At 58.5% G+C, this 13,851-nt stretch carries 15 protein-coding genes; 5 read left to right on the top strand and 10 right to left on the bottom strand.

Going from position 1 to position 13,851, the window contains the following annotated elements; all coding sequences use genetic code 11:
• The first annotated feature begins 2 nt into the window (after nt 1-2).
• Nucleotides 3-1,085: an ABC transporter ATP-binding protein gene (locus tag C1J05_RS13205; RefSeq protein WP_114870653.1), complete on the top strand. Its 1,083-nt coding sequence runs from the start codon at nt 3-5 to the stop codon at nt 1,083-1,085.
• A 12-nt stretch (nt 1,086-1,097) separates the two neighbouring features.
• On the opposite strand, the gene C1J05_RS13200 is transcribed toward C1J05_RS13205, so the two are convergent.
• Nucleotides 1,098-1,766, bottom strand: a complete 669-nt coding sequence (locus tag C1J05_RS13200) for a helix-turn-helix transcriptional regulator (protein ID WP_114870652.1) — start codon at nt 1,764-1,766, stop codon at nt 1,098-1,100.
• A 218-nt stretch (nt 1,767-1,984) separates the two neighbouring features.
• Here C1J05_RS13200 and C1J05_RS13195 point away from each other — a divergent pair, with 218 nt between their 5' ends.
• The 4 genes from C1J05_RS13195 to C1J05_RS13180 are packed head-to-tail and all read left to right on the top strand — an operon-like array spanning nt 1,985 to nt 4,507.
• The gene (locus C1J05_RS13195; protein WP_114870651.1) at nt 1,985-2,200 is read left to right on the top strand and encodes a twin-arginine translocase TatA/TatE family subunit; all 216 of its coding nucleotides are present in this window, start codon (nt 1,985-1,987) and stop codon (nt 2,198-2,200) included.
• A 5-nt stretch (nt 2,201-2,205) separates the two neighbouring features.
• On the top strand, nt 2,206-2,802 hold the full coding sequence (gene tatB, locus C1J05_RS13190) for a Sec-independent protein translocase protein TatB (RefSeq protein ID WP_114870650.1): 597 nt from the start codon (nt 2,206-2,208) through the stop codon (nt 2,800-2,802).
• Nucleotides 2,799-3,671: a twin-arginine translocase subunit TatC gene (tatC, locus tag C1J05_RS13185; RefSeq protein ID WP_114870649.1), complete on the top strand. Its 873-nt coding sequence runs from the start codon at nt 2,799-2,801 to the stop codon at nt 3,669-3,671. The genes tatB and tatC overlap by 4 nt, the downstream gene beginning before the upstream one ends.
• On the top strand, nt 3,668-4,507 hold the full coding sequence (locus C1J05_RS13180; RefSeq protein ID WP_114870648.1) for an ATP-binding protein: 840 nt from the start codon (nt 3,668-3,670) through the stop codon (nt 4,505-4,507). Before tatC ends, C1J05_RS13180 begins: the two co-directional genes overlap by 4 nt.
• A gap of 12 nt (nt 4,508-4,519) precedes the next feature.
• On the opposite strand, the gene C1J05_RS13175 is transcribed toward C1J05_RS13180, so the two are convergent.
• The 9 genes from C1J05_RS13175 to radA all read right to left on the bottom strand — a co-directional run bounded on the left by C1J05_RS13175 (nt 4,520) and on the right by radA (nt 13,667).
• Entirely contained in the window at nt 4,520-5,722 is a 1,203-nt protein-coding gene (locus C1J05_RS13175; RefSeq protein ID WP_114870647.1) for a LysM peptidoglycan-binding domain-containing protein, read from the bottom strand.
• A gap of 67 nt (nt 5,723-5,789) precedes the next feature.
• Entirely contained in the window at nt 5,790-6,443 is a 654-nt protein-coding gene (locus tag C1J05_RS13170) for a protein-L-isoaspartate(D-aspartate) O-methyltransferase (protein WP_114870646.1), read from the bottom strand.
• Nucleotides 6,436-7,221, bottom strand: a complete 786-nt coding sequence (surE, locus tag C1J05_RS13165; RefSeq protein WP_114870645.1) for a 5'/3'-nucleotidase SurE — start codon at nt 7,219-7,221, stop codon at nt 6,436-6,438. Before surE ends, C1J05_RS13170 begins: the two co-directional genes overlap by 8 nt.
• A 180-nt stretch (nt 7,222-7,401) precedes the next feature.
• Nucleotides 7,402-8,043 (bottom strand): SDR family NAD(P)-dependent oxidoreductase, encoded by a 642-nt coding sequence (locus C1J05_RS13160; RefSeq protein ID WP_114870644.1) that lies wholly within the window; start codon nt 8,041-8,043, stop codon nt 7,402-7,404.
• Nucleotides 8,044-8,047: 4 nt separating this feature from the next.
• Entirely contained in the window at nt 8,048-9,100 is a 1,053-nt protein-coding gene (locus tag C1J05_RS13155; RefSeq protein ID WP_114870643.1) for a fatty acid desaturase, read from the bottom strand.
• A gap of 60 nt (nt 9,101-9,160) precedes the next feature.
• Nucleotides 9,161-10,669, bottom strand: a complete 1,509-nt coding sequence (gene purF, locus C1J05_RS13150; RefSeq protein WP_254684799.1) for an amidophosphoribosyltransferase — start codon at nt 10,667-10,669, stop codon at nt 9,161-9,163.
• Nucleotides 10,670-10,811: 142 nt separating this feature from the next.
• Entirely contained in the window at nt 10,812-11,366 is a 555-nt protein-coding gene (locus C1J05_RS13145; protein ID WP_162798069.1) for a Hint domain-containing protein, read from the bottom strand.
• A gap of 349 nt (nt 11,367-11,715) precedes the next feature.
• On the bottom strand, nt 11,716-12,276 hold the full coding sequence (locus C1J05_RS13140; protein ID WP_114870641.1) for a CvpA family protein: 561 nt from the start codon (nt 12,274-12,276) through the stop codon (nt 11,716-11,718).
• A gap of 26 nt (nt 12,277-12,302) precedes the next feature.
• Nucleotides 12,303-13,667 (bottom strand): DNA repair protein RadA, encoded by a 1,365-nt coding sequence (gene radA / locus C1J05_RS13135; RefSeq protein ID WP_114870640.1) that lies wholly within the window; start codon nt 13,665-13,667, stop codon nt 12,303-12,305.
• Nucleotides 13,668-13,851 lie beyond the last annotated feature (184 nt).

Here is a 13,851-nt window from a genome sequence, read left to right as displayed (position 1 = left end):
CTTTGACCCCCCCGCATCCCCGCCTTGAAATACGCAACATTGTCCGCCGGTTTGATGGCCGTTCGGTCGTGGATGACGTGTCTTTAAAGATCATGCCGGGGCAGGTGACCTGCCTTCTCGGGCCGTCGGGTTGCGGGAAATCCACAACCCTGCGGATCATTGCAGGCGTTGAAATGCAGGACAGCGGCGAAATTTACGTCGATGGCAACCTGATTTGTGACACGGTGTATCGCGTTCCGCCCGAACGGCGCGAAATCGGGCTGATGTTTCAGGACTTTGCGCTGTTCCCGCATCTGAGTGTGGCAGGCAATGTCGGGTTTGGCCTGTCCGGTACGAAAGAGGAAAAGCGCGCCCGTGTGGCGGAACTGCTGGATAAGGTCGATCTGCTGCGGTTCATTGACGGGTTTCCGCACCAGTTGTCGGGCGGGGAACAGCAGCGGGTTGCACTGGCGCGGGCGCTGGCGCCACGGCCGCGGGTGATGCTGATGGATGAACCGTTTTCCGGCCTGGACAACCGACTGCGGGATGGCATTCGCGATGAAACGCTAAGCCTGTTGAAAAATGAAGATACCGCCGTTCTTCTGGTCACGCACGAGCCGGAAGAGGCGATGCGCATGGCGGATGAGATTGCTTTGATGCGCGATGGCAAGGTGGTGCAACAGGGCGCGCCCTATAACGTCTATACCCGTCCGGTAGATCGCCAATCTGTTTCTTTTTTCAGCGATGCCAATGTGTTGCGCGCCACGGTTAATGGAGCGTTGGCGCAGACGGTGTTCGGACGGTTTCTGGCACCGGGCGTGCCGGACGGAACCGAGGTTGATATTGTTTTCCGCCCACAGCACCTGAGCATTGATTTTGACCGTGCGGGCAAAGGCCCGTTGCCAACCCCGACGCAAGGTGTCGCCGCACGCGCAACCGTCGAACGGGCAAGGTTTCTGGGGCATGAATCGCTGGTCGAGTTTCGTCTGGAACATGACGATACGCTTTTGCGTGCCACTGTGCCGAACGTTTTCCTGCCTGCCGAGGGAACGGTTTTGTGGCTGACCATCCGGCGCGACAAATGTTTCGTGTTTCCGGTGCGGTAGGTTGCGGGTGCGTCAGACGCGCTGGTAATCCTCCAGCCGTTTGCCCGGTTCATCAACGAACAGGGCCGGAAGAGGTGTTGATTCTGATATAAGATCAACGCGAAATTCTTTGAATTTATTATGTAATTCGCACCATGCCGTAAGCGTCCAGACGCGCCCCCAATATTCAACATGCAACGGGCGTAAAACGTGGCGAGACAAGTTGCCGTCATCGCCGAGATAGTGAATTTCCAGTTTCTGTCGCGCGGCAATTGCGGCCCGAATGACCGGAATATGCGCAAAGCTGCGCGTTGCATCGGCAAAGGGAGAGGTGACAAACTTCCATGCCTGCGCGGGGGGCACTGTTTCTGTTGGCAGACCTGCATCGACCTTGCCGGCGAGAGCATCAGCAGCGGCCCGCAGATCAGGATCGGGTGATTGGGCAACGATCACAATGCCCAGGTTAAGCGCCTCAAGCTCTTGTGTGGTCAGGTTCAGCGGAGGCAGGGTAATGCTGGCGTGGATCCGGTATCCTTCGCCCCGTTCGCCCTGAACCGGCAGGCCGGTCGCCATCAGCATTTCCATATCGCGATAGATCGTGCGCTGCGACACATTCAATGTGGCGGCGATGTCTTCGGCGCGGTGCAGTTGGCCATCGTGCAAAAGCCGGATGATTTCATAAAGGCGATCAGAGCGGGACATGTTACCGAGGGTGCTGATTGACGAGGAAACCGTGTTATGGGATCAACTGACAAAAACCTGTCAGTTGCGATAATGCAAGCCGAATCGACGGGGTTTTTGTGAATGAATCCTGCGCGTCGCACTCTATTGCGGCTTTTCCCCCGCTGCGTCAGACCGTAAGACAGGTTCGAAATCGTGCGCGCGTATCCTGACGTGCGGACATGACAAGGAGATACGACATGCTGAATAACATAGGTTTGCCCGGAATACTGCTGATTGCGGTTGTGGTGCTGGTTCTGTTCGGACGCGGCAAGATCAGCTCGCTGATGGGCGAAGTGGGCAAGGGCATCACATCGTTCAAAAAAGGCATCAGCGAAGGCAACAAGGAGCTGGAAGAAGACGCCGCCGAAGTGGCCAAGGACGTCACGCCCGAGTCTGATAAAGACAAGGTCTAACCCATATGTTCGATCTGGGCTGGACCGAGCTTTTGGTGATTGGCATCGTGGCGCTGATTGTCGTTGGCCCCAAGGATTTGCCCGTACTGTTCCGGAATGTCGGGCGGTTCGTGGGCAAAGCCAAAGGCATGGCGCGCGAATTCAGTTCGGCGATGAACCAGGCGGCGGATGAGGCCGGTGTAAAAGATGTGGCCAAGGGGCTGAAATCGGCGACAAATCCGCTGAACTCTGCGATGGACGGTGTGAAAGATGCCGCAAAATCGTTCACCTTTGATCCTGACAGCGAAACCGGAAAGCTTGCGCAAGAGCGTAAAGACAAGGCGCAAAAGCTGAAGGAAGAAGCGGATGCGCGCCGCGAGGCCGCAAAAGCTGCCAATGCGGCGGCCGAAAAAATACCCGACTTTGCCGTTGAAAAAGCGCTGGCTGCGGCCAAGCCTGCTGCCGCAAAGAAAGCGGCACCCAAGGCGAAAGCGCCCGCTGCGAAAAAGCCCGCGGCCGCCAAAGCCGCTGCCGCAAAACCGGCAGCCAAAAAGCCAGCCGCGAAGAAGCCCGCTGCCCAGAAGCCGGCAGCCAAGAAACCCGCGCCCAAGGATAAGGCATGAGCAACACCGACGAGATCGAGGATTCCAGTGCGCCGCTGATCGAGCATCTGGCAGAACTGCGCACGCGGCTGATCCATTCGGTCATCGCGTTTATCATCGGTATGGTGATCTGTTTCACAATCTGGAACCCGCTGTTCAATTTTCTGACCCATCCGCTGTGCGCCGCGATGGCCGAGCGGGGACAGATGGATTGTGGCCTGATCCTGATCAAGTTGCAGGAAGGTTTCTTTGTTGCAATCTCGATTTCGCTTTTGGGCGGGTTCGTGTTGTCCTTTCCGTATATCAGCTACCAGTTGTGGCGTTTTGTGGCGCCGGGTCTTTATAAACAGGAAAAGAACGCGTTCCTGCCATTTCTGATCTCGTCTCCGGTGATGTTCTTTCTGGGGGCGAGTTTCGCGTTTTTTGTGGTAACTCCGCTGGCCTTCAACTTTTTCCTTGGTTTCCAGCAACCCGGAACCGTGGTGGATGGCGACGGGCTGGGCGAGGGGGGCATTGCCGCCATTGCCTTTCAGGGATCGGCGCAGGAATACCTGAGCCTTACCATCAAATTCATCGTGGCCTTTGGTCTGTGTTTTCAGTTGCCGGTTTTGCTGACGCTGATGGGCAAGGCCGGTCTGGTCAGTGCCGAAGGGCTGGGCAATGTGCGCAAATACGCGGTTGTCGGTATTCTTGTTCTGGCCGCACTGGTCACACCGCCCGACGTGATTACACAGGTGATCCTGTTTGTCGTGGTTTACGGTCTGTACGAGATTTCGATTTTTCTGGTGCGCCGCGTGGAAACCAAACGCGAAGAAAAGCTGCGCGCCGAAGGATATTATGACGACGAAGAAGACGATCTGGGTGATCTGGACGCGGATGATGCAAAATGAGTGATCCGCTGGAGCGGATTGCCGCCGCATTGGAACGCATGGCGCCCGCGCCGCTGGATGCCCCGGATCTGGATGCAGCCAAGGCGTTTGTCTGGCATGTTGATCCTGACCGGCTGGTACCGGTGGCCGACGTGTCGAAAGTGGATCTGTCGCTGTTGATCGGTGTTGACCGGTCGCGCGACACATTGCGCGCCAATACCGAACAGTTTGCCCGCGGCCTTCCGGCCAACAACGCCCTTTTGTGGGGCGCGCGCGGCATGGGAAAATCAAGCCTTGTCAAAGCTGTACATGCCGCAGTTCAGGCCGGCTACACGGACCTGAAGATCGTCGAATTGCAGCGCGAGGATTTGCCGACGGTGGGGCGCCTGCTGGCGCTTTTGCGGCAATCAACCCACCGGTTCATCCTGTTCTGCGATGATCTGTCCTTTAGCCATGATGACCAGCATTACAAATCGCTTAAAGCGGTTCTGGATGGCGGGATCGAAGGGCGTCCGGACAATGTGGTGTTCTACGCGACATCGAACCGGCGGCATCTGATGCCACGTGACATGATCGAAAACGAGCGTGGATCGGCAATCAACCCGTCAGAAGCGGTGGAAGAAAAGGTATCGCTGTCGGATCGTTTCGGGCTGTGGCTTGGGTTTCATGCGTGCACGCAAGATGAGTATCTGCAAATGATCGCAGGGTATTGCACCGCTTACGGGATCAGCATCGACGCGGACACGCTTCGCGCCGAAGCGATCGAATGGCAGGCCACGCGCGGTGCGCGGTCAGGCCGTGTTGCATGGCAGTATTTTACCGATCTTGCAGGCCGCAGGGGCGTGAAAATTACCTAAGCAGCAAATGCTTTATTGCAGGTATGGGATCGGATCGACGCTGTCAAAACCCTTGCGCACTTCAAAGTGGACATAGGCATCTTTGCCGGCGCGCAGCTTTGCCATGGATTGACCGCGCGTGACGCTGTCGCCCTTCTTGACGGCAATATCGGTAATGTTGGCATAGACCGTCAGCAGATTGTCAGGGTGGCGCACCACGATGATCGGTACCTGATTTGCATCGGATGTGATCGCGGCCACAGTTCCGTTGGCCGCGGCTTTGACGGGGCCGCCGGCGGTGCCTGAAATGTCGATCCCGTCATTCTTGCCCTTGGCGTATTCGCGAATGATGCTGCCCTGAACCGGAAAGGCCATAGCCGCTTTTGCCGTGGCGCTGGTGGGTTCGCCAACATCGACTTTGGGGGCCGCTGCTGGTGCTGCTGCGGCGGCGGGCGCGGGGCTTTCGGCGGGCAGCGGTTTCGTGGAACTGGGCGGCGTCGGTGTCGGCGATCCGGCACCGGGCGGCGGAACCGCCGCAGCGGTCTGTCTGGGCGGGGCCTGACGCGCGACGGGGATCAGCAAATACTGTCCTTCCCGCACGGCAAAATCGCTGTCCAGCCCGTTCCATTCGCCGAGGCTTTGAACCGGTACATCGTAAAGGCGCGCAATCGTATAGGCGGTTTCACCGCGCTGTACCTTGTGGCGCACAGGTTCCTTGTCGGTGGTGGCCGCAGCCTGCGGCGCGGCAGTGTTTGCAGGGGCCAGCGTCTGGGTTTGCACACTGGAGGGTTGCGCATTGTCGATGGCCCCACCTGCGATCGCGGAAATATCGACAGCGCCCGTTGCGGCGGTTGGTTCCGCCACCCGCGTGGGCAGCGCGATGATTTCACCGGCGCGCAACGGCACACCCGGATCAATGCCGTTGTATTTTCCCAGCTGGGTGGCATCGACACCGATACGCGTGGCCAGCGTGGTCAGCGTATCGCCGTTCTTGGCAACCGCCACCTGATAATTGGGATAAGAGATAATGCCGCGATCATCCGGGGCGGGGCGCATTGCGGTCGCGTTCTGGGCAGCAGTTGCGGTGGTAAATCCGCCCCCGGCGCCGCGCAGATCAAAATCGAGCGGTTGGCTGCAAGCCGTCAGCAACGCCAGTGCGCTGCATCCCATGATCATCCGAAATCCGTGCGCGCGCTGTGGCGCAGCAGACCGTGCATACGGTAGCAGGTGTGTCATCTCGATATCCTCATCCGGCCTTTTGTTGGGTCAAGGCTTGGGTTTGCGAACTTATTACAAGGACACCTTATCCGTCTTTGCCGAGTCCCTCAAGCAAAGGAACAAAGCGCACCGGGCGCAATTCGTCATATTCATAGCCTGTTTCGGTCCGGCGCACCCTGATCAGGCTTTGCACGGTGTCCGATTGCCCCACCGGAACAACCATGATGCCGCCGATTTTAAGCTGGGCCAGCAACGGGCCGGGCGGGTCTTCGGCGGCAGCCGTTACAATAATCCGGTCAAACGGTGCCTGATCGGGCAGGCCATACGACCCGTCGGCGGTAAAGGCGGTGATATTGGTCAGGTTGAGTGCATCGAAAATTTCGCGCGCCTCGCGGACCAGCCGGCTGTGGCGATCGACGGTATACACCCGCCGCGCCAGTTTGCTGAGAATGGCGGCCTGATAGCCCGATCCTGTTCCCACCTCGAGTACCTTGTCGCGCGCACTGACCTGCAAAGCCTGTGACATAAGCCCGACGACAGAGGGTTGGCTGATCGTCTGACCACACGCGATGGGCAGGGGCATGTCTTCGTATGCGCGTTCCGAAAAAATACCGCGAATGAACGGGCCGCGGTCGATCTCTTCCATCGCGCCCAGAACCCGCGCATCTGTGACACCTTTGGATCGCAGCGCAAAAAGAAACTGCATCTTGCGTGTGGCTGGATCGTCTGCGTCAGTCATTGATGTCTTTCAGGGCGTCCAGCGCGTCATGTGCCGTCAGGTCTGCCCGCATCGGGGTGACAGAAATGTATCCTTCCAGGTTCACGGCGGCATCTGTTCCGGGCAGGGTCGGGATATGCTGGTTGCCGCCCTTTATCCAGAGGAACCGTTTGCCGGACGGTGAACTGTGGGGTTCGGTCGAAAAGCTTGTGCCGCGGCGGTAGCCCTGGGCGGCGATGCGTGTGCCCAAAACCTCGGCCGCCGGCACGGGCGGGAAATTGACGTTGTAAAACAGGCGATAGTCACTGCCGGTTTCAGGGCAGGCGGCCAGAATACGCCGCACGAGGCCAGCCCCGTGAACGGCGGCCGCTTCGAACGGGTTGCTTGTCGTGTTGTTGCGCGGGCCGTAATACTGCGACAGCGCGATGGCCGGAATACCTTGCAATGCTGCCTCGAGCGCGCCGCCGATCGTACCGGAGTACAATGTGTTTTCGGCAGAATTGTTGCCGCGGTTCACGCCGGACAACACAAGATCAGGGGGGGTGCCGTTCATCACGTCGTGTAAACCGGCCAGCACACAATCTGCCGGCGATCCTTCGGCGGCGAAGCGGCGCGGGCCCATTTCCGCGATCAGCATGGGATGGGTATAGGAAATACAATGCGCGACACCCGATTGTTCAAACGCGGGCGCGACAGTCCAGACCTCACCCGAAGAGCCGGCCAGATCGGTTGCAATATCGTGCAGAACCTTCAAGCCCGGCGCGTTGATGCCGTCATCGTTGGTGATCAGAATGCGCATGATACCGCCCGTTTGATAGTCGCGTGTTGTCTCAATAGGCCAGCGGCGTTGGGGCGGCAAGCAATGACGGCGTGATTGCGGTCTGCGGACGCAATGTTGGTGGATCAGGTTGCGCGAACCCCACAATTGTCAGCATTTGCCACGGCGCGTCGTCGTCCGTATTTTTGGCAAAAAGAACGTTCAGTGCAGTTTCTTGACCAAAGCGGCGGCTTCGATGTCTGCCGGACTAAGGGCACTGCGATCTTCGCCGGGGAAAAACCGCGCCCGCAAGGCCGTGGGCATGGGCGCAGGCGTTTCGATCAGAACACGTGGCCCGGTTTTGGCCGTTTCCGCCTGCCAGCTGCGCGCCAATGCGATTTGCGCGGCTTTGCTTGCCCCGTAAGCGCCAAAGAATTTTCTTCCCGCTGTTGTCGGATCATCCAGAAACAGGGCTGTGCCAGTGTCCCCCAATAGCGGTGCAATAAACGGGATCAGCGTGCCGGTTGCCGTGACATTGCTGGCCACCGATTTTGCCCAGTCCTTGGCATCCAGATGTGATGCGGGGGTCAAAGGGGCGGTGTGGACAGCCGTGTGAACCCACAGATCAAGATGGCCCCAGCGATCATAGATTCCACGACACAGCGTTGCCATTGCATCGGTGTTGGTGATGTCCATCGGGGCCAGGGTCGCCTGACCGCCTTTGACCTGAATGCGATCATCAAGTTCTTCCAGCGCGCCGGTCGTGCGCGCCACGGCGACGATATGGTAGCTGTCGCACAGCGCTTCGGCCAAAGCCGCACCAAGACCGCGCGAAGCGCCAGTGATCAGGGCCAGTCGGGTCATGGTCTCAGGCCTGAACGCGCACCGGGCGCAGGCTGCCGAAAGACACCAGTTTGCGCTGATCTTCGTCCCAAAGGTGCAGTTTGGCGCATGCCAGACTCTCGCGGATGGTCAGGCGCTGCGCTTCGACCAGTTCGGCGTGATCGCGCAACACTTCGGTCAGGCGGTAAAACGGGATGCGGCTGTAAAGATGGTGCACGTGGTGAACCCCGATATTGCCACTGAACCATTGCAGCACCTTTGGCAGCACATAATGCGAACTGCCGTGAAGGGCTGCATCGTGCAACTGCCAGTCTGTATCATGATCCCAGTGGGTTTCTTCAAACTGGTGCTGGACATAGAACAGCCAGATGCCCGCCGATGCCGCAACCAGAACGGTGGGCACAAAGATGACGGCCAGCGGCAGCAACCCGCCAAAATAGACGATCAGGCCCAGAACGGCGGCAATCGCGATGTTCGAGCCCATGGCGCTGACCCAATAGGTCCATTTGTCCATCAGGCCATAGGGTATACGGTTCTGGATAATGAACAGATAGGCGGGGCCCAGACCGAACAGCACCAAGGGGTTGCGATAGAGGCGATAGCCAAGCCGCCCGATCCAGCTGCTGGCGCGGTATTCCGCGACGGTCATTGTGTTGACATCGCCAAATCCGCGCTGCGACAGATTTCCCGCCGAGGCGTGATGCAGCGAATGGGTCCTACGCCACACGTCGTAAGGTGTCAGGGTCAGAACGCCCAGAACGCGGCCTGTCCAGTCACTAAGGTGGCGGTTGCGGAAAAAGCCGCCATGGCCACAATCATGCTGGATGATGAAGATGCGCACCAGAAACGCGCCGTTCAGCATCGCAATCACCAACGCGGCCAGAACGCTGTATTGCAGGATCCACCAGGCGAATGCCCAAAGGGCCAGAAACGGCAGCAGGCTGACGCAAAGTTCGAACACAGAGCGCGCCGGGTTCGGATCGCGGTACTGGGCCAGAATTTTCACCCATTCGCGCGCTGTTTTCGGGGCAGGGGTCCGAACGCCGTCCTGCGCAACTGTGTCTGTGGTGTTTGTCATGCCTGTGTCGGTCTTTTTATGGTTGGTGTCGTATAACACGTTTTGGGTTATTTTGCTCTGTTATTCTGCGGCGGGTTTCAATTCAAACCCCTTGTTGATCATGTCGGCGGGTTTAACAGGGTATTCACCGGAAAAACAGGCATCGCAGTATTGCGGCTGTTTGGGATCGCGCCCTGTGGCTTCGCCAACCGCGCGATAAAGCCCGTCCAGTGAAATGAACTTGAGGCTGTCGACCGCCAGATGGTCACGCATTTCATCTTCGGTCATGGTTGCGGCTAGCAGTTTTTCGCGTTGCGGTGTGTCCACGCCATAAAAACAGGGCCATGCGGTGGGGGGCGACGCAATGCGGAAATGAACCTCTTTCGCGCCTGCATCCAGAATCATTTCCTTGATCTTGCGGCTTGTCGTGCCGCGCACGACGCTGTCATCCACCAGAATAACCCGTTTGCCTTTGATCAGGGCACGGTTCACGTTCAGTTTCAGACGCACACCCATATTTCGGATCTGTTCCGTCGGTTCGATAAAGGTGCGGCCCATATACTGGTTGCGAATGATCCCCATCGCATAAGGTATTCCGCTTTCCAGACTAAATCCGATAGCGGCGGGGGTGCCGCTGTCGGGCACCGGGCATACCAGATCGGCCTCAACCGGGTTTTCCTTGGCCAGTTCACGGCCGATCGCCTCGCGGGTTTCATAGACGGAACGACCGCCCAGAATGGAATCTGGGCGGCTGAAGTAAACGTGTTCAAAGATGCAAAAGCGCGATTTCTGTCGGCGGAACGGAAAATGGCTTTCCACCGGGTTGCCTTCGGTCGCGACCACCATTTCACCCGGTTCAATCTCGCGGATGAATTCGGCGCCGATGATGTCCAGTGCGCAGGTTTCCGAACTAAGAACCCAGCCGTCCCCCAGTTTGCCCAGCACCAGCGGGCGCACACCCAGCGGATCGCGCACACCAATCAGCTTGGTGCGGGTCATCGCGACGACGGAAAACGCGCCTTCGACGCGGCGCAATGCATCTTCCATGCGTTCGGGAATGTTGCGTTGCAGACTGCGCGCCATCAGGTGAATGATGCATTCGCTGTCTGACGAGCTTTGAAAAATCGAGCCGCGTTCGATCAGTTCACGGCGCAGCAGATCGGCGTTGGTGATATTGCCGTTATGGGCAATCGCAGCCCCGCCCATCGCGAATTCCCCGAAAAAGGGCTGCACGTCGCGAATGGCTGTCTGGCCTTTCGATCCGGCGGTGGAATAGCGCACGTGGCCGATCCCGATAGGTCCGGGGAGGGTTTTCATCAGCGTTTCGGATGTGAAATTGTCGCGCACATAACCGAAGCGGCGCGCCGAATTGAAACCCTGTTCCGCGTCGTGCACGACAATGCCGCCCGCTTCCTGTCCGCGATGCTGCAATGCGTGCAGTCCAAGAGCGACGAAATTGGCGGCGTCGGTGACCCCGACAACGCCGAAAATTCCGCATTCTTCGCGCAATTTGTCATCATCAAGGGGATGGGGATCAAATGGATGAAATGGCAGTTGGGCGTCAGACAAGAGTGGCAGCTCCGAATCCATCATAGGGGCATGTCTGTCTTACTGTTTTGCGCGGGGCATGTCACGAAAGGATCACAATAAGTGCCCCAAGGTGACATTCACCTTTGCGTGCGCCTGCATGTTGGGCAAGGACGCACGCAATGGTGGCAATCGGCCGGCTTGGTCATGCCGCAAGATCGGGTGCATAGTGGTTGCCTGACATCAGTGTCAGCAATGCGCGGGCCTCGCCGTAGCTCAAAGTGCGAAAGAACCCATCGCTTTTGCCACTGGCTGCGGGACAGTGCAGCAATGTACCGCTTTGGGCAAAGATCACCTCTTCCTGTTCAAAGGCCAGTTCGACCAGATGTGTGGCGGCAAGCCCCGCGCCCGATGTGATGCCGCGAAATCCGGCCATGGCGCGCGCCTGTACCAGGACATCAGGCGTGCCAAACAGCGCGTAGCACATGCTGTGCGATATCAACAGGGATTGGGCGGAAGTGATGCGCACGGCATCGCAATTATTCAATGCGCCTTGTGGGATAAACCAAAGATCGCAGGCGTAGCGTGGCATTTGACGGCTGCGTGCGGTGAGCACGGGAACAAGACCGCCATCAAGTGTATGCACCAGATCACCGGCGCACAATTGCCCCGCGCTGCGCCATCCTTTTGCTATTTCGATGCGCGTACCGGCATCCATGGCGGCGATAGGTTCGACCCGTTCCAAAAGGGGGGGGGACAAGGGGCTTGGCACCCGTTGTGGCTGCGGTGAAATTTGCGAAGTCAGAAGTGTGATTGAGTAACATGGGAAGTGTCCTTTGGCTTTGGGTTTGCAGGTTGTCTGCCCCCAATTGGCCTGCCCAAATCTGCCGATTCTTCGACCTTATTGCGGCTTAATCACAGAGCTTTTTCGTCAGACCGATCAATCGGTAACGCCAGCGCTGATTTGGATGGATAAGAGAACGCGCAGTCATAATCTGTTAACCACGAGGCAGCTATCACACCCCTGAAGGCGCGTTTACAGGATGGCGATTCTATCGGTGTGACCTAAGCGCAGGTTCTGTGACGGGCGGGTCTTCCGGCGCTCAAAATTATTGCGATGCGCCGCAGTTGCCGACCAGCTGTTCGTATTGCTGGGTGATCCAGCCAAGCGCCTGTTCGGGATTACGCTCTTCGATCTGGCCGCTGACCGTGCTGAACACCTGCGCCGAACGGCTGTCATCGACCATGGCAAAATCCTGGCCGGTCACGACCGTGCCATAGACGAAAAACGCAATTGCAACCAGCAGGACGCCACGTGCCACACCGAACAGGAACCCAAGCCCCTGATCAACGCCGCCAAGCGCAGAGCGCTGGACTGCGGATGAAAACAGGGGCGTGAACAGGGATACAACGATCAGCGCCACGGCAAACACGGCGGCAAAGGCCGCGATGATTGAAAGTTCGCAACTGCCGGCGATGAAATCCCCCAGAACCGGTATTTCACGAACAAGCGGTTCTACTTGCGGTGCGAAGATAAACGCCAGAAAGGCCGCGCCGACCCATCCCGCAATCGCCAGAAGCTCTCGGACCAGACCACGCCCGTAGGCCAGCAGTGCCGAAAGCACGATAATCACCGCAACGGCGCCATCGATGAGCGTGAAACCTTCCATGCCTGTCCCTTTTTCGTCCCGTGACGCTATCCTGCGCCGAAAATGTCACCGACAAAGCCGGTCAGATCACTTATCTTTTGTACGTTAAGGCCCGCTGTGCCGCCAGCCTTTCCACCACTCGCCGTGATGGCTGATGTGAAACCAAGTTTTTGTGCTTCTTTCAACCTGTTTTCGGTCTGCGGGGCCGGACGCAGGGCGCCAGACAGGCTTATTTCACCAAAAACAACGGTTTCGGCAGGCAAAGCGGCGTCTTCCCGCGCGCTGAGCAAGGCGGCAGCCACCGCCAGATCGGCCGCCGGTTCGGAAATTTTCATTCCACCGGCCACGTTCAAGTACACATCAAGCCCGGTGAACGGAATGCCGCAGCGCGCTTCGAGCACCGCCAGGATCATGGCAAGTCGCCCGGAATCCCAGCCCACAACAGTGCGCCGCGCCTGTGAATGGGGCGAGGGCGCAACAAGTGCCTGCAATTCGACCAGCATCGGGCGGGTGCCTTCGATCCCCGCAAACACGACCGATCCGGGCGACGGATCGCCACGTTCCGACAGAAACAGCGCCGACGGGTTCGCGACCTCGGCCAGCCCCAGACCCGTCATTTCAAAAACACCGATTTCGTCGGCCGGGCCAAAGCGGTTTTTGACGGCGCGCAGGATACGGAACTGGTGGCCCCGTTCGCCTTCGAAATAAAGAACCGTATCAACCATGTGTTCCACAACACGCGGGCCCGCAATCTGCCCGTCCTTGGTGACGTGACCCACAAGAATGACAGACACGCCCTTGCGCTTGGCGAAATTCGTCAGTTCATGCGCGGCGGCGCGTACCTGACTGACCGACCCCGGCGCGCTTTCGACATTGTCGGCCCACATGGTCTGGATTGAATCGATGATGGCCAGTTGCGGGCGTTCGGCTTCCAGTGTGGTCAGGATATCGCGCAGGTTGGTTTCGGTGGCCAGTTTGACGGGGGCCGTTTCCAGACCCAGACGCTGTGCGCGCATGCGAACCTGTGCGCTGGCCTCTTCGCCGGACACATAAATGGTTTTCAATCCGGCCTGCGCAAATTTTGCCGCGGCCTGCAACAACAGGGTGGATTTACCGATACCCGGATCACCACCGACAAGAATGGCCGAGGATGGGACAAGCCCGCCGCCCAACACCCGGTCCAGTTCATCCATTCCGCTGGTGGTGCGCGGTGGTGGTGTTTCCTGACTGGCGAGGTCTGTCAGCTTCATCGCCGAGCCGCGGCGCGCGCCCAGCGATTTGCTGGCAGGGCCGGCGGAAAGTGGCGTGTCTTCGACGATGGTGTTCCAGTCGCCACACCCGTCACAGCGCCCCGACCATTTGTTGGATACCGCGCCACAGGCCGTGCAGGAAAAGGTTTTGGTTTTTGCCATGACGTTCTAGTGCACGAGCGCTGTCAGGACGTCAAATGCGTATTGTTGTGACGGTTGTGCAGGATGCGAAATCCGGCGACTGCACAACGCACCTTCTTTGTCCGATTTCGTTGAAAAAGTCGTTCGGTTTTGTGCGTTGTGGATGGGCACGATACATATTTCGTTGAGCAGTCTGAGACGGCAC

This window comes from Sulfitobacter sp. JL08 (assembly GCF_003352045.1).
Lineage (GTDB): Bacteria > Pseudomonadota > Alphaproteobacteria > Rhodobacterales > Rhodobacteraceae > JL08.
Note: the sequence above shows the minus strand (reverse complement) of the source record. Positions and strands in the feature narration are given on the sequence as shown.